Annotated in this window: 14 protein-coding genes; 4 read left to right on the plus strand and 10 right to left on the minus strand. The window is 67.6% G+C overall.

Annotated features, from left to right (window positions below; all coding sequences use genetic code 11):
• The first annotated feature begins 26 nt into the window (after nt 1–26).
• Complete coding sequence (locus tag HD557_RS14225) at nt 27–683, plus strand: TetR/AcrR family transcriptional regulator (protein ID WP_196874338.1); 657 nt, start codon at nt 27–29, stop codon at nt 681–683.
• On the opposite strand, the gene HD557_RS14230 is transcribed toward HD557_RS14225, so the two are convergent.
• From HD557_RS14230 to HD557_RS14250, 5 genes are read right to left on the minus strand one after another with little or no spacing between them, the layout of a single operon-like run.
• Nucleotides 671–2,137, minus strand: coding sequence for an aldehyde dehydrogenase family protein (locus tag HD557_RS14230; RefSeq protein WP_196874339.1), 1,467 nt, complete (start codon nt 2,135–2,137; stop codon nt 671–673). The two genes, HD557_RS14225 and HD557_RS14230, sit on opposite strands and share 13 nt — an antisense overlap.
• Nucleotides 2,137–3,666, minus strand: coding sequence for a long-chain-fatty-acid--CoA ligase (locus HD557_RS14235; protein ID WP_196874340.1), 1,530 nt, complete (start codon nt 3,664–3,666; stop codon nt 2,137–2,139). Before HD557_RS14235 ends, HD557_RS14230 begins: the two co-directional genes overlap by 1 nt.
• A gap of 45 nt (nt 3,667–3,711) precedes the next feature.
• Complete coding sequence (locus HD557_RS14240; protein WP_196874341.1) at nt 3,712–5,892, minus strand: 3-hydroxyacyl-CoA dehydrogenase NAD-binding domain-containing protein; 2,181 nt, start codon at nt 5,890–5,892, stop codon at nt 3,712–3,714.
• A gap of 35 nt (nt 5,893–5,927) precedes the next feature.
• A complete protein-coding gene (locus HD557_RS14245) occupies nt 5,928–7,139 on the minus strand; it encodes an acetyl-CoA C-acetyltransferase (protein ID WP_196874342.1) in 1,212 nt (403 codons plus the stop codon).
• A gap of 59 nt (nt 7,140–7,198) precedes the next feature.
• Complete coding sequence (locus tag HD557_RS14250) at nt 7,199–8,326, minus strand: acyl-CoA dehydrogenase family protein (protein ID WP_196874343.1); 1,128 nt, start codon at nt 8,324–8,326, stop codon at nt 7,199–7,201.
• 90 nt (nt 8,327–8,416) lie between these two features.
• Between HD557_RS14250 and HD557_RS14255 the strand changes: the two genes are divergently transcribed.
• Nucleotides 8,417–9,289 carry an enoyl-CoA hydratase-related protein gene (locus HD557_RS14255; RefSeq protein ID WP_231380288.1) on the plus strand — a complete coding sequence of 291 codons (873 nt, stop codon included), beginning with the start codon at nt 8,417–8,419 and terminating at the stop codon, nt 9,287–9,289.
• Entirely contained in the window at nt 9,286–9,903 is a 618-nt protein-coding gene (locus HD557_RS14260) for a TetR/AcrR family transcriptional regulator (RefSeq protein ID WP_196874344.1), read from the plus strand. The genes HD557_RS14255 and HD557_RS14260 overlap by 4 nt, the downstream gene beginning before the upstream one ends.
• 353 nt (nt 9,904–10,256) lie before the next feature.
• Here the strand turns inward: HD557_RS14260 and HD557_RS14265 are convergent, their stop codons facing one another.
• The 3 genes from HD557_RS14265 to HD557_RS14275 are packed head-to-tail and all read right to left on the minus strand — an operon-like array spanning nt 10,257 to nt 13,247.
• Complete coding sequence (locus HD557_RS14265; protein WP_196874345.1) at nt 10,257–11,381, minus strand: zinc-binding dehydrogenase; 1,125 nt, start codon at nt 11,379–11,381, stop codon at nt 10,257–10,259.
• Nucleotides 11,381–12,676: an MFS transporter gene (locus HD557_RS14270; RefSeq protein ID WP_196874346.1), complete on the minus strand. Its 1,296-nt coding sequence runs from the start codon at nt 12,674–12,676 to the stop codon at nt 11,381–11,383. Before HD557_RS14270 ends, HD557_RS14265 begins: the two co-directional genes overlap by 1 nt.
• Before the next feature lie 37 nt (nt 12,677–12,713).
• A complete protein-coding gene (locus HD557_RS14275; RefSeq protein WP_196874347.1) occupies nt 12,714–13,247 on the minus strand; it encodes a 2,4'-dihydroxyacetophenone dioxygenase family protein in 534 nt (177 codons plus the stop codon).
• 221 nt (nt 13,248–13,468) lie between these two features.
• Between HD557_RS14275 and HD557_RS14280 the strand changes: the two genes are divergently transcribed.
• Nucleotides 13,469–14,446 (plus strand): helix-turn-helix domain-containing protein, encoded by a 978-nt coding sequence (locus HD557_RS14280; RefSeq protein ID WP_196874348.1) that lies wholly within the window; start codon nt 13,469–13,471, stop codon nt 14,444–14,446.
• Between the two features lie 113 nt (nt 14,447–14,559).
• On the opposite strand, the gene HD557_RS14285 is transcribed toward HD557_RS14280, so the two are convergent.
• Nucleotides 14,560–17,223 carry a hypothetical protein gene (locus HD557_RS14285; protein ID WP_196874349.1) on the minus strand — a complete coding sequence of 888 codons (2,664 nt, stop codon included), beginning with the start codon at nt 17,221–17,223 and terminating at the stop codon, nt 14,560–14,562.
• A 103-nt stretch (nt 17,224–17,326) separates the two neighbouring features.
• Entirely contained in the window at nt 17,327–18,688 is a 1,362-nt protein-coding gene (locus tag HD557_RS14290; RefSeq protein ID WP_196874350.1) for an ABC transporter substrate-binding protein, read from the minus strand.
• Nucleotides 18,689–18,690: the final 2 nt, after the last annotated feature.

Below are 18,690 nucleotides of genomic sequence, written 5' to 3' on the forward strand. Positions count from 1 at the left end.
AATGTTCGGTTGCGTAGGCTGGCCCCATGAAGGACATGCTGAGCCGAGCAGCGAGTGCGCTGACCGAGTCCGCCGGACCCTCGCCCCGGGCCCCTGAGATCGAGCGGATCCTGGATGCGGGGCTGGAGCTCTTCGTCGAGCACGGCATCAAGCGCACGACGATCGGCGACATCGCCCGGGCGGCCGGCATCGATCGGGTGACGGTCTATCGCCGTGTGGGAGGCAAGGATGCCGTGATCCACGCGGTGGTCACCCGAGAGGCGACCGCGCTCTTCGAGCTCGTCGCGAACGAGGCTCGATCAGGCCGCACGATCGATGAGCGCGTGGAGCTGGGCTTCACCTCGATGATGGAGCAGATCCGGGGCCACTCGCTGCTGGCGCGGATGCTCAAGACCGAGCCCGAGACCGTGCTGACCCAGCTGACCACCGAGGGGACGCTGCTGGTCACGGGGGCCACGTTGGCCACCATGCGGTTCTTCCAGGAGGCCGTCGACGACGGCCTCCTGGACAGTGCTGAGGGGATGGAGCCGAGTGCCGAGCTCTTGGTGCGGGTCGTGCACTCCTACCTGCTGACGCCACAGGCGTTGATCGACCTGACCACACCCCAGCAGCTACGCGCCTTCGCTCGGACGCACATCGTTCCGATGGTGCTGATGGGCACCCGAACGTCTCAGCGTCCGTGACGGACGCCCAGCATCTTCTTCATCAGTGGCAGTACGTGTCCGGCCCGGCGCAGTGAGATGAGCTCCAAGCCAGGCAGGGCGAACCGCTGGCGCACGACCGAACGTGGCCGCGCGAACTCACGCAGTCCGTCGGCGCCGTGGACCCGGCCGAACCCGCTGTCGCCGACACCGCCCATCGGGACCGCGCCCATCCCTGCGAAGGCGATCACCGAGTTGATGGTGACCTGACCGGCACGGAGCCGCCTCGCGATCTCGTCGCCGCGGCTGCGCGAGAACACCGCCGCGCTCAACGCGTAGTCGTGGTCGTTGGCGAGTCGGATCGCCTCGCCGACGTCGACGACGCGTTTGACCGTGACGGTGGGCCCGAACGTCTCCTCCCGCACCGCGATCGCGTCCTCATCGAGGTCGGTGATGACGATCGGCGAGATGAATCGCTCGCCGACCGACTCAGGACCGCCCATGAGGAAGGTGGCGCCTCGCGCCACGGCGTCCTCGACATGACGGCGGACGATATCGACCTGTGCCGGCATCGTCATCGGACCGTAGGCGGCGCCCTCGCCCGAGCCGGGACGCACGCCGTCGAGCTCGGCGAGCAGCCGAGTGCAGAACTCATCGGCGACCTCGTCGACGACGTACACGCGTTCGACACCGACACAGGTCTGTCCCGAGTTGGTGAAGGCGCCCCACGCGACGGCGCGGGCGGCCGCGGCGACGTCGGCATCGGCGGCCACCACGACCGGGTCCTTGCCGCCGCACTCGAGCACGACCGGAGTGAGGGTCTGCGCGCACTGTGCCATGACCTGGCGGCCCGTGCGGCTCGACCCGGTGAAGGCGATCTTGTCGACACCGGCGCTGCACAGCGCGGCACCGGTCTCGCCGAAACCGGTCACCACGGAGAGCACGCCGGCCGGCGCCTGCGGGTTGGCGGCGGTGAACGCCTCGACGTACCAGCGGCTGACCGCAGGGGTGAGCTCGCTCGGCTTGATCACGACAGTGTTGCCGGCTGCGAGCGCGAACGCGACGGCGCTGTTGGGCGCGTAGAGCGGATAGTTCCAGGGCCCGATGACGCCGACCACTCCGAGAGGGTCGTAGTCGACGCGGGCGGTGTAGTTGGCGAACAGGGGACCAGGGTTGACGCGTTGGGACGCGAGCACCTTTCCGGCGTTCTTCTCCGCCCAGAGGACGTGCTCGACCGCGAGCACGACCTCGAGCACGGCGTCGTCGACCGGCTTGCCGTTCTCGAGGTGGATCAGCTCGGCGATCTCCTCGACGTGGCGCCACATCCAGGTGCGCCATCGGGCCAGATGAGCCGCCCGCCCCTTGAACCCCTGCGCGCGCCACCACGCAGCAGCCGACCGCGCGCCGGCGACGATCTCGCGGACCTCGTCCTCCGCCATCACGGGAAACTCGGCGATCGCGGAGCCGTCGGCCGGACGTACGCTCAGCAGGCTCATCAAGCACCAGCCGCGTGGGTCTTGCGCAGGTCCCGCTTGAGGATCTTCCCGGCCCCGTTGACGGGCAGCTCCTCGAGGAACTCGATGCTCCGCGGCACCTTGTAGTTGGCGATGAGCTGCTTGCAGTGCTGCTGCAGGTCCTCCGCGGTGAAGTCGGCATCAGGAGCCCTCACGACGTACGCGTGGACGGTCTCGCCCCACTGCTCGCTGGGCACTCCGATGACGGCCGACATCAGCACGCCGGGGAACTTCGAGAGCGCGGTCTCCACCTCGGCGGAGTAGACGTTCTCTCCCCCGGTGACGATCATGTCCTTGAGCCGGTCGACCACGAAGACGTAGCCGTTGTCATCGATGTAGCCGCCGTCGCCGGTGTGCATCCAGCCGTCACGCAGGACCGCCGCGGTCTCCTTCGGCTTGTTCAGGTAGCCGAGCATCACGTTGGCCCCGAAGACGCAGATCTCGCCGACGGTGCCGTTCGGGACCGGGTTGCCGTCCGGGTCGCAGATGCGCACCTCGGTGTGGGGCACGGCGCGTCCGGCCGAGGTGAGCAGGCCGTCGACGTGATCGTCGGGGCCGAGCAGGGTGGCCACCGGAGCGAGCTCTGTCATGCCGTAGGCCTGGGTCAGCTTCAGGTGCGGCAGCAGCGCCTGCGTACGCCGCAGGACGCCCTCGGAGATGACCGAGCCGCCGTACATCAGGCGACCCAGCGAGGACAGGTCGTAGTCCTTGGCCTCGGGGTGGTCGACGGTCATCTGGATCATCGTCGGCACCATCAGCACGTCGGTGACGCGGTGCTTCTGGATGGTCTCCAGGACGTTCTTCGGCTCGAAGAACGGGATCGTGACGTGGGTGCACCCGAGCATGCTGGCGCCCAGGTTGCCGGCCAGGTCGGCGAGGTGGAACATCGGGGCAGCATGCAGATAGGTCGACGTCCGGTCCAGCAGGTAGCCGCTGGCGACCGCTCCCAGCGCCGAGGTGAGGAGGTTGCGGTGGGAGAGCATCACGCCCTTGGGGAACCCGGTGGTGCCGCCGGTGTAGAAGATCCCGGCGAGCTGGTCGCCGGAACGGCGTACGTCGGCGATCGGCTCGTTGTCGGCGATCAGCTGCTCGTAGGACGCCATCCCCTCCGGCGTGGGTCCGTCACCGCAGTGGACCAGGGCCTCGAGCGATGCGCACCTGGCCTTGATCACCGACGCCATGGGGGCGAACGCGTCATCGACGAGCAGCACCGAGGTGCTGGAGTCGTTGAGGGCGTAGACAATCTCCTCCGGGCTCCACCGGATGTTGATCGGGTTGAGGACCGCGTCCGCCCACGGGACGGCGGAGTAGTACTCCACGAACCGGTCGCTGTTCAGCGACAGGATCGCGACGACGTCCCCTTCGGTGACACCGAGCCCCTTGAGGCCGGCGGCCAGACGTGCCACCCGGTCCCCTTGCTCGGCGAAGGTGCGGGTGCGATCGCCGTTGATCGTGGCGACCTTGTTCGGCGCGGCCTGGAGGGCGCGGTGCAATCCCTGGGTGAGATACATGTCTGACTCCTGCGTACGGGTTCTGAAAGGGCGGATCAGCGGCAGCTAATCGGCCGGGACCATTTCGAAGGACTCGCCTGCCTCGGCCTTGGCGACCAGTGAGTCCGGCGGGGTGAACTGCGGACCGTAGGCGGCCGCGAGCTCACGAGCGCGCGCCACGAAGCCGGCGAGACCGCCCTCGTAGCCGTTCATGTACTGCACGACGCCGCCGGTCCAGCCGGGGAAGCCGATGCCCAGGATCGAGCCCACGTTGGCATCCTCGACCGACCGCAGCACACCTTCGTCGAAGCACTTGACCGTCTCGATGGACTCGGCGAAGAGCATCCGCTCCTTCATGTCCTCGAACGGGATCTCCTTGCTGCCCGCGCCGAAGTGCTCGGCCAGTCCGGGCCACAGGCCCGTGGCCCGTCCGTCCTCGTAGTCGTAGAAGCCTCCGCCGCCTGCGCGGCCGGTTCGGCCGAACTCCTCGAGCATGCGGTCGATGACGTCGTAGGCCGGGTGGTGGAAGTAGAGGTGGCCCTTGCCGTCGGCCTCCAGGCCACTCTGGGTCGCCTTCTGGATCTTGCTCATCGTCGAGAAGTTGAGCTCGTCGGAGAGCTTCAGCGGCGCGGCCGGGTAGCCCGCCTGCAGGCCAGCTTGCTCGATCGAGGCTGCTGAGATGCCCTCGGCGACCATGGCGTGGGCCTCGTTGAGGAAGGTGCCGATCACGCGGCTGGTGAAGAACCCGCGGCTGTCGTTGACGACGATCGGGGTCTTCTTGATCTGCTGGGCGATGTCGAAGGCCTTGGCCAGGGTCTCGTCGCTGGTCTTGTCGCCGGCGATGATCTCCAGCAGCGGCATCTTGTCGACCGGGCTGAAGAAGTGCAGGCCGATGAAGTCCTCCGGCTTCTGCACGCCGTCGGCCAGGCCCGTGATCGGCAGCGAGGAGGTGTTGGAACCGAGGACCGCGCCGTCAGCAACGTACGGCTCGATCTCCTGGAACACCTGGTGCTTGAGCTCGACGCTCTCGAAGACCGCCTCGATCACCAGGTCGCAGCCGGTGAGCGCGCTCGGCTCGACGGCCGGGACGATCCTCGCCAAGAGAGCATCAGCCTGCTCCTGGGTCATCTTGTTGCGCGCGACGGCCTTGTCGACGAGGTTCTTGGAGTAGCCCTTGCCACGTTCGGCGTTCTCGATCGACACGTCCTTGAGGACGACCTCCATCCCCGCCTTGGCACACACGAACGCGATCGCCGCGCCCATCATGCCGGCGCCCAGCACACCGGCCTTGGTGGCGACGAACCTCTCGTGGCCCTCGGGGCGGCTGCCGCCGGCCGCGATGTGCTGCATGTCGAAGAAGAAGGCCTTGATCATGTTCTTCGACACCTGACCGGTGACGAGTTCGACGAGATAACGCGACTCGATGTCCAAGGCGGTGTCGAAGTCGACCTGCGCGCCCTCGACGGCGGCCGCGAGGATCGCCCGGGGTGCGGGGTAGTTGGCGCCCTTGAGCTGCTTGCGGACGTTCGCCGGGAAGGACGGCAGGTTGGCCGCGAGCGCCGGGGTTGCGGGGGTACCGCCGGGGATCTTGTGGCCCTTGACGTCCCAGGGCTGGACCGGTTCGGGGTTGGCCACGATCCACGCCTTGGCGGCGGCGAGCAGCTCCTCGGGAGCGACGACCTCGTCGACCAGGCCGACCTCGAGAGCCTGGGCGGGCCGGTAGCGCTGGCCCTGGCCGAGCACCTTCATGACCGCGTCGACGATGCCGAGCATGCGCACGGTGCGTACGACGCCACCGCCGCCGGGCAGCAGCCCGAGTCCGACCTCGGGCAGCCCGATCTGGGAGCCCTTGACGTCGGCGGCGATCCGGTGGTGGGTGGCGAGCGCGATCTCGAGGCCGCCGCCGAGTGCCGCACCGTTGATCGCTGAGACGACGGGCTTGCCCAGTCTCTCGAGCGTACGGAGCTGGGCCTTGATATCGGTGACCAGATCGAAGACGCGCTGGGCGTCCTCCGGGCCGGCCGCGCTGAGGTCGTTGAGGTCACCGCCGGCGAAGAAGGTCTTCTTCGCCGAGGTGAGCACGACCCCGGCCACCTCGTCCTTCTCGGCCACCAGGCGCGCGACGGTGGCGCGCAGCGACTCGATGAAGATCGCGTTCATCGTGTTGGCGGACTGGGTCGGGTCATCCATCGTCAGCGTGACGATGCCGTCGGCGTCCTGCTCCCAGCCGATCATGTTCGCACTCATGAGTTTCCTTTGCGTGTGTCGGAAGATGGGGGCGCTCAGATGCGCTCGATGATGGTGGCGACGCCCATGCCGCCGCCGATGCACAAGGTGACGACGGCGCGACGGCCACCGGTCCGCTCCAGCTCGTCGACCATGGTGCCGAGGATCATGGCGCCGGTCGCGCCGAGCGGGTGGCCCATCGCGATGGCGCCGCCGTTGACGTTGAGCACCTCGTCGGGGATGTTGAAGTCCTTCTGCCACTTCAGGGCCACCGAGGCGAACGCCTCGTTGATCTCCCACAGGTCGATGTCCTCCGCGGTCAGACCGGCGGTCGCCAGCACCTTGTGCGTGGCCGGGGTCGGGCCGGTCAGCATGATGGTGGAGTCGGCACCGGAGGTCGCGGTCGCGACGATCCTGGCGCGAGGACGCAGACCGAGGTCCTTGCCGATCTGCTCCGAACCGACGAGCACCAGCGCGGCACCGTCGACGATGCCGGAGCTGTTGGCGGCGGTGTGGACATGGTTGATCCGCTCCACGGTGTGGAACTTCTGCAGCGCCACCGCGTCGAACCCACCGAGATCGCCCATCGTCTCGAACGACGGCTTGAGCTTCCCGAGGGACTCGACGGTCGACTCGGGGCGCATGTGCTCGTCACGGTCGAGGAGGAGCAGGCCGTTCTGGTCGTGCACGGGCACGATCGAGCCCGTGAATCGGCCCTCCTCCCAGGCGCGGGCGGCCCGCTGCTGGGAACGTACGGCGTAGGTGTCCACGTCCTCACGGCTGAAGCCCTCGATGGTCGCGATCAGGTCGGCACCGATGCCCTGTGGCACGAAGTAGGTGTCGTAGTTGGTGGCCGGGTCCATCGCCCAGGCGCCGCCGTCCGACCCGATCGGAACGCGCGACATCACCTCGACACCACCGGCGAGCACCAGCGAGTCCCAGCCGGAGACGACCTTCTGGGCCGCGGTGTTGACGGCCTCGAGCCCAGAGCCGCAGAAGCGGTTGATCTGCAGACCGCCCACGGTGTCGGGCAGGCCCGCGGCCAGCGCCGCGGTCTTCGGGATGACCGAGCCCTGGTCGCCGATCGGGGAGACGACGCCGGCGACGAAGTCGTCGATCGCGTCGGTGTCCAGGCCGGGGTTGCGCTTGCGCAGCTCGTCGATCAGGTCGACGAGCAGCGTGACCGGCTTGACGCCGTGGAGCGAGCCGTTGCGGCCGCGGCCGCGCGGGGTGCGGATATGGTCGTAGATGAATGCGTCGGTGCTCACAGCGAGCTGTCCTTTCGAGACGGGTCGTCGGTGACGTACGTCGGTGGCAGGTGGGCGGGTCAGAGGGAACGGGCGATGAGCTCCTTCATCACCTCGTTGGCACCCGCGAGAATCCGCAGCACCCGGACATCGGTGTAGATGCGGGCGATCGGGAACTCGTTGATGTAGCCGTAGCCGCCGAACAGCTGCAGGCAGCGGTCGGCCACCTCGGTGGCACGGTCGGAGATCCAGTACTTCGCCATCGAGGCCTCGGAGGCGTCGAGCTCACCACGAAGGTGCTTCTCGATGCACTGGTCGAGGAACGCACGGTTGACCCGGGCGATGGTGGCGCACTCAGCGAGCTCGAAGCGGGTGTTCTGCAGCGCCAGCAGGGGCTTGCCGAAGGCGTGCCGGTCCTTGGTGTAGTCGACCGCGAGGCGGACGGTGCGCTCGATCTGGGCCTGCGCCAGGATCGCGGTGATCAACCGCTCCTGCGGGAGCTGCTCCATCATCTGGTAGAAGCCCTTGCCCTCCTCGGGACCGAGGAGGTGCGACTGCGGGACGCGGAAGTCGTCGAAGAAGAGCTCAGCGGTGTCCTGATCCTTCTGGCCCATCTTGTCCAGCACCCTGCCGCGGGTGAAGCCTTCGGGGTCGTCGGCGACCTCTGCCACGATCAGCGAGATCCCGGCCGCACCCGGCTCGTCGCTCGTTCGGGCCGCGATCACCAGCAGTCCGCAGACATGCCCGTTCGAGATGAACGTCTTGGACCCGTTGATGACGTAGTCGTCGCCGTCCTTGACCGCGCGGGTGCTGATGGCCTGCAGGTCGGAGCCGGTGCCCGGCTCGGTCATCGCGATGGAGAGCACCCACTCGCCGCTGGCGACCTTCGGCAGCCAGCGACGCTTCTGCTCCTCCGTCGCGTACGCCGCGATGTAGTGCGCCACGATCCCGACCGACACGGCGAATCCCATCGAGGTGTCCCCCGCGGCGACCTGCTCCTCGATCAGGACGGTCTCGTGCGCAAAGGAGCCTCCTCCCCCTCCGTACGCCTCGGGCAGCGACATCCCGACGAGACCGAGCTCGCCGGCCTTCAGGTAGGCCTCAGGGCTCGCGTGACCTTGGGCACGGTGCTCCTCGGCGCGCGGCAGCACTTCCTTGGCGAAGTACGTCGCCGCCAGCTCACGCAGCGCATGAAGGTCTTCCGTCATCCAGGATCGAGTCGTAGTTGTTGGCACAGCGCCAATAGTGCACTACTGTTGGCAGCCGGTCAACAAGCAATCCGGAACAGAGGTCATCTCATGGACACGAGCACCATCACCGACTACTCCGACATCACCTACGAGGTCTCCGAGCGGATCGCCACCATCACCCTCAACCGGCCCCAGGCCAGGAATGGCTACACGCTCGCCATGGCAGACGACCTCAACGCTGCCCTCCACCGCGCCGACCACGACGAGGACGTCCGGGTGGTCGTGCTCACCGGAGCCGGCACCGACTTCTGCGTGGGCGCCGACCTGTCCGGCGGCGGCTTCGACGTCAACGAGACGGTCGACGACGTCAGCGCCTGGCAGGAACCCGCGGGACGATGCTCCCGGCGCGTCTTCGAGATGAACAAGCCGGTGATCGCGGCGATGCGCGGCGCCGCGATCGGCGCCGGACTGACGATCACGCTGGCGTGTGACTTCCGGCTCGGCTCCACGGATTCGAAGTTCGGGTTCGTCTTCGGCCGCCGTGGCATCTTCCCGGAAGGAGGATCCGCCTGGCACCTCCCCCGCCTGGTCGGAATGACCAAGGCGCACGACTGGATGACCAGCGGCCGCGTCTTCTTCGCCGAAGAGGCCCAGGCAGCCGGCCTGCTGACCTCCACGCACGCGCCGACCGACGTCCTCGATGCGGCGTACGAGCTCGCCCGCGACATCCGGGACAACACCGCGCCGGTCTCGGTCGCCGTGATCCGGCAGATGCTCAACCATCTGAGCGGGCAGCCGACTCCATACCTGGCCCACGAGGTGGACTCCCGGCTCATCGCAGGCCTGCCGACCAGCGCAGACGCGGTCGAGGGGGTGATGTCGTTCCTGGAGAAGCGTCCCCCCGCTTTCCCGACGACGGTCGCGGAGGGACTGCCCTCGTGGCTGCCCTGGTCGCGACCGATGGAAGACTCGACCCCATGAGCACCGCCGAAGAGCCCAGGTGGAGACGCCTCGGTCCGGACCAGCGACGCGAAGAGATCCTTGCGTCCGCAAAGAATCTCTTCGCCGAGCGACCCTACGGCGAGGTGTCCACGGCCGAGATCGCGCGAGCGGCAGGGGTCGCCCGCGGGCTGCTCAACCACTACTTCGGCACGAAACGCGATCTCTACCTGGAGGTCGTACGCGAGGCCGCCACCGTTCCCGCGATCGCCGTCAGCGAGCTGCCCGATGGCCCCCTCGAAGAGCGCATCGACGCCGCGGTCACGTGGTTCCTCGACTCACTAGCCGAGCAAGGGGCCAGCTGGATCAGCGCGAGCGGGGCGATGGGCGTCGGCAGGGATCCCGAGCTGGAGAAGATCCTGCTCAAGGCCGAGAACGACTCGGTCGACCGTGTGCTCGAGGCGGTCGGCCTGGCCGACGACACTCGCCATCGGTCCGAGCTGCGGGCGATGATCAGGGCCTACGGCCAGCTCGCCAGGTCCGCCGGACGCGACTGGTTGCTCAAGGGTGTCCTCACCCGAGCCCAGGCGCACAGCCTGCTGCGTCACTGCCTGCTGACGATCGTGAAGGACGTCCTTCCTGACGCCATCGCGTGAAGGGGCATGATCCCCAGCACCCCGGCCGCAACAAAAGTCACCGGCCCGGATGGCCTCATCCCAGCCATAGGCATCAGATGGAAAATCGGAAGGTCCTCTGAACTCCGCTACCGCATCCCATCTCTCCGTTCACATTCGCCCCTTACCCGCACCCGGCCCCGCATTGGGAATCCCTCTCGCCGCAGGGATCACGCTCTCCGACCTGATCGTCGCCGCAGTCGCCTACCGCGGATGAAATGGGAGCTGGACATAGGCCGGCCGCTGACGCCGGACGTGCGTCGATCTCCAGCCCCACCCGCTCCTGCCGCCGCGGTCACTGAGCTGCGAGCACGGATGACACAAGGCCGCCTGATCTACGTCCGTACCTGCGAGACGTTGGTGAAGACAGTGGGCACCGAAGCACCGATATCGGCGCCGGCACAGCGGATCAAAGTCTTGAGCCCTTGACGCCGCCCGCGTGCCAGGTCGTTCAGAACTTCCACAGCATCGGCAAGTGGCTCCATGTCGCCAGTGAACGGGTCTAGGTCGAGCTGACCCTGGGCGACGAGATCGATGAGTTCGGGATAGCAGTCGTTGTAGCCCACACTCGCACGGATTGTGATTTCCGCGTTCACAGCGGCGAACCCGTCGAAGTGCAGTCCCCCGGCCAGCCCCACCAGCAGCACCGTCCCTCCTGAACGAACGCTTGCCAGAGCCATGTCGAAGGTCGACTGGTGACCGACGACCTCGAAAGACACGGTCGCGCCACCGCCCAGAAGCTTCCGGACGAGGTCAGCTGGTCCATTCTCGGTTCTCGACGGGTCGATGACGTGGTCGACGCCCATGCTCAGAGCCAAGGCGCGTCGTTGCTCGGAGGGTTCTACACCCACGATGGTTTGCACACCGCGCAGTCGCAGCAGCAGGCAGACGAGCAGCCCGACAGGTCCGAGGCCGATCACGACTGCCGTGTCGCCTGCGCCGATACCCGAGCGCCGGGTGGCGTGCAGCGCCACCGCCGCGGGCTCGAGTACAGCTGCTTGGGCAAGGTCGACCCGACTCGGCAGACGGTGCAGCATGTAGGAGGGCAAGACGGCGAGGCCCGCCATGCCGCCGTCGCCCATCAGCCCCGCGAACCCGAAGTGCTCGCAGACGTGGTATCGCCCGCTCTGGCACGCGGCGCAGGTGCCGCAGCGGTAGTTGGGCTCGACCGCGACCCGGTCGCCGGGGGCGAGCCCCTCGACGCCGGGGCCTACGGATTCCACGACCGCAGAGAACTCGTGCCCGAGCACGAGAGGGGCTCGGCCGCCGGAGAGGCCGTGGGGGCGGCTGACCGGTATCGCATGCGGGCCGTCGACGATCTCGTGAAGATCGCTGCCGCATACGCCGACGTAGGCCGGGCGCACCCGCACCTCCCCCACGCCCGGCGTCCGCACGTGTACCTCCTCGAGCCTGAGGTCGCCAGGAGCGTGCCAACGCAGCGCCGTTGTCGTGTTCGTCATCACGATGCCTGCATCCGAGCGGGGGCGGTCTCTCGCAGCCCGAGAGAGAGCGCGACCACGATGGCGGCCGCAGCCGCGGAGATGAACATGCTCACCTGCAGTCCAAAGGAATCCGACAACACGCCAGCTATCCAGGGGGCGACGAATCCCCCGAAGATCTCGCCGATACCCATGATGAGCCCCAGGCACGTCGCGACCAGATGCCGTGGCACGGTTTCAGCCGGGATCGTGGCCATCATGAGCGTGAAGCAGCCCAGGCCGGTGTAGGTCAGCGCCAGAGCCAGGAACAGCAGTCCCGGAGAGTCGATGACGATGACTGCCATAGGAGCGATGACAGCCAGCGCACTGAACCCGACCATGGCCGGCCGGCGCCCGATGCGGTCGGAGATACCTGGCACCAGGGCGCCCCAGACGACCCAGGCCATACCGATCCCGGCCAATGCCGATGACATCTGGCCGCCGTTGAAACCCTTGACCTCGCTGAGGTAGAGGGGTGCGAATGTCTGAGTGGTCGTGAACCACGTCAGGTAGAAGATCGAGATTGTCAGGCACAGCAGGACGTTGCGACTCCGCAGCGCCATGGACAAGGTCATGGCGCTTCGCTCCGCACTCTCGGTTTCGATGCGATCGGCACGGTCCTGCGCGAGGGTCGCCGGATGCTGCAGGCGCAGGTCCTTGACCAGGAAGAGAACCAGTAGCGCGAGAATCGCGCCGGGAACGACCGTCGCGAGGAAGGCCATGCGCCACCCGTAAGCCTCGGCTAGATAGACCGTGATGATGGGGCCGAGCACGCCGCCCAGCAGGCCGGCAGACGAGCCTTGGACAAGGCCCATGTTCAGTCCGCGCCTACGCGGCCTGGATGAGTGGATCATCATCGGCTGGGCAAGTGGGAGGACCGCACCCTCCGCGCCGCCCATGACCGCACGGAGCAACAGCAGGCTGGCCAGTCCCCCCACCAGCCCGGAGAGTGCGGAGAAGGCGGTGAAGAGAACGATCGCGCCGATGAGGAAAGGTTTACGCCGGTCGACCCGGTCAGAGAGGTAGCCCATGGCGAGGCCGGACAGAGCCCACGCCAGAGCCGGAAGACCGCCCAGCAGGCCGATATCTGAGTTGCTCAGTCCCAGCTCTGCCTTGAAGTACGGGCTCAAGAAGTTCAGGGCCAGCCGGTCGAAGAACACGAAGCCGAAGGTGGCGAAGAGGACGGCGAGAAGGACGTTCTCGTACGCACCGCCCCGAGGCGGCGGCCGGTAGCCATCGTTGTCGCTGCGGTCGTAGCGCCGAGGATCGCTGGGCACGGAGGCAGGTCTCGTGGTGGTCATGGTCGTCGGCCGATCAGCGGATCAGGGAGTCGATGTAGTCGGCCCCGACGCCGGACTCGTCGTAGTGCCGGCGGCAGAGGTCAAGGTAGTCGTGGACGTCGAAGTAACCCTGGCCGTTGCCGTCCTCGTCGAGCCAGACCAGCGGGCCGGTGACCACGAAGAAGGCCCGCATCTGCTCCTCGTGCTCGTAGGAGACCAGGGTGTGACCCTCGCCGGGAGTCTCGTAGACGAAGGATCCGGCGGTCGCTGTCCAGGGCTGCTCGAGGTAGCCCCACTTGCCGGAGATCGTGTAGGCGAAGACCTCGTGGGGGTGGTAGTGCCGGTTGACCAGTCCGGGTGTCTTGGCCCAGAGGATGTCCGCCCACCGATTGTCGCGCGGGGAGATCCAGAGCGGGCGGGAGAAAACTGTCTCCGAGAGCGGCGCGTAGTAGCGCTCGTCCTCGATCGGGGCGAACTGGTGGAAGACCTCCGGCTGGGCATCGGGCTTGAGTGCGTTGGCGATGGGCTTGAGGTGGGACCAGAACTCGCTGGTGGGTTCTTCGGGCATGACATCTCCTCGTGACTTGGGTGCCAGTGATCTGACAGGTCGAGTCAACGCCGCAAGACAGTGCCTGGTCTTTCCCCAGGCGGACAGGCCGACGGTCAGATATGGACATCGGATCGCGCGTGATTGACGCCAGGTCGACGCCGCCGAATACTTGAAGCGCGAAGTGACAGACGTCACGCGCGATCCGGGTCGCGACGCAGTCCAGGAGGGTCAGAACCCAGATGTCGGTACAACTGAGCGTGGCTAGCACCGACCAGGTCGATGCGCCGGACCGCACCGCCTTCTGGGAGGAGTACAACGAACGTCAGCTTGTGGCACTGAGGTGCATGACCGTGCACGATGGTGGCCTGCGGGCACGTGAGATGAACCTTGATCTCGGCGGCGTATGCGTCGCCGACATCGTGGGGAATCCCCACGTGGTAGAGCGCAGCGCCAAGCATGTCGAACGCACACCTAAGGCATCGATCTTCCTCACACACCTTGTGCAGGGTTCGGCTTTCTTCGTCCACGCCGACGGTTGCCTGCGACTCAGAGCCGGTGACACCGTGGTCTACGACGCCTCGCGTCCCTATCTCTTCGGATTCGAGACGCAGATGCACCAGGTTTTGCTCGACCTACCGCACGACGTGCTGCCACGGCTGGGCCCCGCCAGGGAGTCCCTGGCCCGTGGCGCGGCGGTCGCCGTTGGGGGCAGTCGGAGCCGCGCGCTGTCGCGACTGATGCGGGAAATGCTGCGAGCCTCAGCCACCGACGAGGGATCGACGACTCGTGACACAAGCGAGCTCGTCGAGGCCGCGATCGCCATCATCGCTCCCGAGAACGCACCGTCCGCGGCCGTTGCCGACGCAGCCGTGAACGAGGTCCGACGGCGCTTGGGCGACGCGGATCTCACCCCCGATGCGGTGGCCCAGGCCGTCGGCGTCTCCACGCGTCACCTCAACCGCCTGCTCGCCCGCGAGGGTCGGACGCTTGGAGAACTCATCACCACAGAGCGACTCGATGCCGCGCATCGCGACCTGCTCGACCCGGCCTGTCAGCACCTCCGTGTTGCCGATATCGCTGCCCGTTGGGGCTTCTCCTCGCAGGCGCATTTCACTCGAGCCTTTCGCCGCGCCTTCGATACCACGCCGGGCCGGATGCGCGAGGCCTACGCCGGGGTCTCGGAACCGACCAATTTGCAGCCGCCCGAAATCGGGTAGCAGCGTCGCGACAGGGAGTCCAGCGAACCTGGCAGCCGGCGTTCCCGTTCGGGGGACGGTCGGCCTCGCGGCGCCAGTCGATGGGCACCGTGGGCCAACCGTCCCCGTAGGACTCAGCGTCCTTCGTTGCGCACGTCGATGACGAACGGGGCCACAGTGACCGCATCGATATTCGGCGCGTCCCCGGCTGGGTTGCCGATCACGATGCCACCGCTGCGCGTGGTGAGGGCGAGCGGAGTCGTTCGCGTCCAGAAGTTGTAGTCGCTGTAGGTGTGCTGGTACGCGACCGTGCTCGTGGATTCGGCGCCCTCCTCACGGATGTCCGCCCTGCGCGAGATGATGTCCGCGTTGTATGGGTGCCCGGTGAACTTGTCGGCGTTGGCATAGGTGACGCCGATGTCGTATGCCCCGGGCTCGACCCCAGCCGGTCGTGGGATGGTGATCGTGCGCCCGGCGGTGAGCCAACCGACGAACTGCCCGCGAACATTGGAGCCTGCTGCCGCCGGCGGCGTCTCCACCGTTGCGCCGGCGCTCCGGACGACCGACGGGTGCTCGGCCTGCACCGTCGTCGCATGGACGTCGGAGGCTGCGTCGCGGATCAGCCGCAGCTCGTCGACACCGAGACGCTGGCGAGCTGTGACGTGCACCTGGTGCATACCGCGCCCGAGGTGGATGGTCGCGGTGGTGCGACCATCCCGTCCAGTTGGGCTGGTCGCACCCGGGATCTCGCGCCCGTCGACCGCGAGGTCGTACGCCCCGCTGCCCCCGGCGACGCCGGTGTCGACCTGCAGCTTGTAGTAGCCATCCTCCTCCGCGACGACGAAGAACTCGGCTCGTGCACCCGGCGAGAGGTGAAGTCGGCCGCCGTCAGTCGGCAGGACGGTGGCCTTGCCCGTCGTCCGGGCCGACGACGCCGGGTACGTCGAGGTCTCGGGCCCGCCCTCGGTCACGAGGTCGACGACGTCGATCGCAAGGTTGCTGCCGGGGAGCGCCGTGGCGCCGCCGTCCGCGCTGGTGCGCAAGGAGAGCGTCGACGCGCCCGCAGGGAGGTCGACAAGGACGCCGACCCGTCCCTTGTAGGTGTCGCCGAGGGTAGAGGAGTACTGGACCACCTGGTCCAGCCGATCATCCACGTAGAGCGCGTGGCGACCCGAGGTTCGGCTTCGCGGCTGGCCGGGGACGTTCGTGCCGGTGCCGTAGAGGATGTCGAGCCGATAGGTGCCGGCGGCAGGGACGTCGACGTCCCAGGTCAGCCGGGCCGTCGACGTGCTGAGACCACGGACGTCCTGACCGCCGGACGTCGCATACGTGCCGGACTGGGTCGCGACGCGGGCCCCGCCGGCCAGCGTCATGGACTCCGCTTCAGTCTTCTGGGACCAGGGGACGTCGGCAGTCGCGACCGGCCCGTCCGCAGACGGCGTGATCGTCAGGCGGTAGGCGTCCATCTCGGTCCCAGCAGGTACGTCGATGTCGAGCGTCCCGTCGGCGCCCAGCCTGGCTCTCTCGACCGAGAGGGTCGTCGGCAGATCGCCCAGGCCCTCCTGGCCGGTGAACCGGGTGCGCTCCAGTCGCACGTCGACCTCTGCGCCGAACACGGAGGGATCGAGGCCCTCCACGTCGACGGTGACAGGGCTGCCCGTGCCACCGAAGAGGACTGTGCCCGTGCGACGGTCGTCGTCGAGGGCGGCCAGGCCCTGCAACGTGTCCGGCGTCTCCGGCTGGGGCGGCGTCGCCTCGACCGTCTCGCCGGTCAGATCGCCGTACCACTTGAGCAGCCACCAGGCGCCGTTGCCGCCCTGGGTGCGCGAGGTGTGGTCGCTGAGGTTGCCGGCCGCGGTCCAGTACGCGACCTCGGCATCCACCTTGTGCGTCTCGAACAGCGAGATCCACCGGATCATCCGGCCCGGAACGCCGGTGTCGCTCCGCCAGGGCGAGTATTCCGTGACGTTGACGGGCGTCTCGGGGAGGCCGAGCGACTCCTCGAGCGCGCGGAAGTGCTCGAGGTGGTCCGAGAAGGTGGCCAGGTCGCCTTTGTCCAACTCGTGCCACGTCATGATGTCGGGCAGAACGTCCCGCTCGGCTGCCCACGTCATGAAGTCGGTGAGGCGCTGCCGGTTGTAGTTGGCCTCCCCCAGCCCCGCGATGCGCGCGCCGGGGATGATCTCTCGGATCAGCCGGTACGCCGCCTCCCAGTCGGCGAAGAAACGCTCGCGGCTGGCGCTCCAGTTTCCGTACCAGATCCAGTCGGGCTCGTTGAACGGCGTGAACACGTAGCGGTCGAGCGCATCCGGGTCCGCGTCCCGGGCGACGCGCTCAACGACGGTGCGGACCTTCGCGAGGAAGTCCGCCTGACCCGGGTAGGTGTTCTGCGGGTCCTCGGCGTTCGCGTAGCCCCACTTGGGGTAGTAGTCCTGGATGTTGATGTAGATGTCGTCTCCGCCCGCGCTGAAGAACGTGTCGGACACGCTCAGCGCCCCGCCGTTGGGATGCTGCAGCCCGCCCTCGGGCATCTGGGTCACCGTCCTCGGTGCGGCGCCGGCGACCACGGCAGTCGTCGGCACCTCGTCGTCCGAGAGTCCGTAGAGGACGCCGGTCGCGCCGCCGTGCACCTTGCCGGTGGAGGCGGAGAAGTCGATCGACAGCTGCTGTGCGTCGACGGCGCCGGCGGCGCTGGTCGTCGCGGCAGCCGAGAGTAGGCTGCCACCGAGTGCCATACAGCTGACCAAGGCGACGCTGCGGCCAGCGGCGCTCCAGTGGATGGGGATGTGCAGGACCATTCTTTGCTCCTAGAGTGGTGGGGAGATGGTGCGCTCGCGCCGATGACTCGGCCTCAGCGCGGGTGGTGCGGCGACCGGTCGGCGGTCCCCGCACCACCCGGGGTCACTCGAACAACGCGTTGACGGCGTCGTTGGCGTCGGTCAGCGATTCGGCGTCCTTCGATCCCTTGAGGAATGCCTCGATGGCCGGCGTGACCGTGTCGTTGATCTCCGACCAGTGGTCGGCGATGGGCAGCAGGGCCGTCGTCCCGTCGGTCACCTGAACGGTGAAGCCGGACACGTCCCAGCCCTTGTCTGTGAAGGCCTGCTCTGCCTTCTTCGTCGAGGTCTTGATCGCGGGGAGAACGACACCGGATTCGGCGATCACGTCCTGACAGTCCGCGGAGGCGAGGTACTTGACCCATTCCCACGAGGCATCGGGATTGTCCGTGCCCGCCCAGATCCCATCGGATAGACCGTTGAACAGGCTGGCTCGCGCGCCGCTGGGGCCTTGCGGGGTCGGGGCGACCTTCGTCGCCACCTCGTCCTGACCGAGGTAGGAGCTGGTCATCCAGCTGCCGTCGGTCACCGTCGCGTAGCGACCGGCGAGGTAGCCGTTGAGCGGGTCTTGCTCACTCAGTGCGATGTCCACCGACGGCATGTAGCCCTCGTCGATGAGGTGCTGGTACCAGGTCAGAGTCTCGACGAACTTCGGGTCGTCGTAGTTCCACTGGGACGTCCAGGGCGTGGTGTCGCCGTAGTACCAGTCGTTGCTCAGCGCGAACGGCGACCAGGTCTGCTGGCCCGCGGCGTTCAGCCCGTTTCCGCTGAGTGCCAGTCCGTACACCTCGACCTTGGTCTTGTCGAAGCCCGGCTCGTTCCCCCGGACCCCGTTCTTGTCCACGGTGAGGGCACCGATGAAGTCCTCGAACGTGCCGCCGTCGGTGGGGTTCCACTCCAGCGAGCTCACCTGTTCGGCGGTGTATCCGGCGTCGGCGACCGCCTTCTCGTCGTAGAAGAGCCCGATGGTGTCGAAGTCCTTGGGCAAGCCGTACGTTGCGTCGTCCTCCCCGACCCACAGCTCGGCGAGGCCGTCCTGATAGATCGAGAGGTCGAGGCCGTCCCCCTCGATGCGGTCGCTCAGGTCCAGGAGCTGGCCCTGCGCCGCGAACTGCGGGAAGTAGGACAAGTGGTTGGTGAAGACGTCCGGTGCTGTGTCCGAGGCGAAGCCAGTGGTGACGTTCTGCCAGTAGTCGTCCCACCCGTACTGCTCGATCTTCACCTCGATGCCGGTGTGCTCCTGGAAGTCGGTGGCGCACTGCTGGTACGCGGGCTGCTGGTTGCTGTCCCACAGCCAGTACGTGATGGCGCCGTCGACGTCGTCGTCCCCGTCTGACGACGACCCGCATCCGGCGAGGGCGAGGGCGAGCGTCGCAGCGGCCGCGGCTGCGGCGATCGCGCGAACCCGGAGATGGAGGGTGTGCATGT

This window comes from Nocardioides luteus (assembly GCF_015752315.1).
GTDB lineage: Bacteria > Actinomycetota > Actinomycetes > Propionibacteriales > Nocardioidaceae > Nocardioides.

What these genes read in the sequence shown, in the direction of transcription:
- HD557_RS14255 (WP_231380288.1), top strand. Translation starts at nt 8,417, where the DNA reads ATGGACACGAGCACCATCACCGACTACTCCGACATCACCTACGAGGTC.
- HD557_RS14225 (WP_196874338.1), top strand. Translation starts at nt 27, where the DNA reads ATGAAGGACATGCTGAGCCGAGCAGCGAGTGCGCTGACCGAGTCCGCC.
- HD557_RS14230 (WP_196874339.1), bottom strand. Translation starts at nt 2,137, where the DNA reads ATGAGCCTGCTGAGCGTACGTCCGGCCGACGGCTCCGCGATCGCCGAG.
- HD557_RS14235 (WP_196874340.1), bottom strand. Translation starts at nt 3,666, where the DNA reads ATGTATCTCACCCAGGGATTGCACCGCGCCCTCCAGGCCGCGCCGAAC.
- HD557_RS14250 (WP_196874343.1), bottom strand. Translation starts at nt 8,326, where the DNA reads ATGACGGAAGACCTTCATGCGCTGCGTGAGCTGGCGGCGACGTACTTC.
- HD557_RS14240 (WP_196874341.1), bottom strand. Translation starts at nt 5,892, where the DNA reads ATGAGTGCGAACATGATCGGCTGGGAGCAGGACGCCGACGGCATCGTC.
- HD557_RS14280 (WP_196874348.1), top strand. Translation starts at nt 13,469, where the DNA reads ATGTCGGTACAACTGAGCGTGGCTAGCACCGACCAGGTCGATGCGCCG.
- HD557_RS14260 (WP_196874344.1), top strand. Translation starts at nt 9,286, where the DNA reads ATGAGCACCGCCGAAGAGCCCAGGTGGAGACGCCTCGGTCCGGACCAG.
- HD557_RS14265 (WP_196874345.1), bottom strand. Translation starts at nt 11,381, where the DNA reads ATGACGAACACGACAACGGCGCTGCGTTGGCACGCTCCTGGCGACCTC.
- HD557_RS14275 (WP_196874347.1), bottom strand. Translation starts at nt 13,247, where the DNA reads ATGCCCGAAGAACCCACCAGCGAGTTCTGGTCCCACCTCAAGCCCATC.
- HD557_RS14290 (WP_196874350.1), bottom strand. Translation starts at nt 18,688, where the DNA reads ATGCACACCCTCCATCTCCGGGTTCGCGCGATCGCCGCAGCCGCGGCC.
- HD557_RS14285 (WP_196874349.1), bottom strand. Translation starts at nt 17,223, where the DNA reads ATGGTCCTGCACATCCCCATCCACTGGAGCGCCGCTGGCCGCAGCGTC.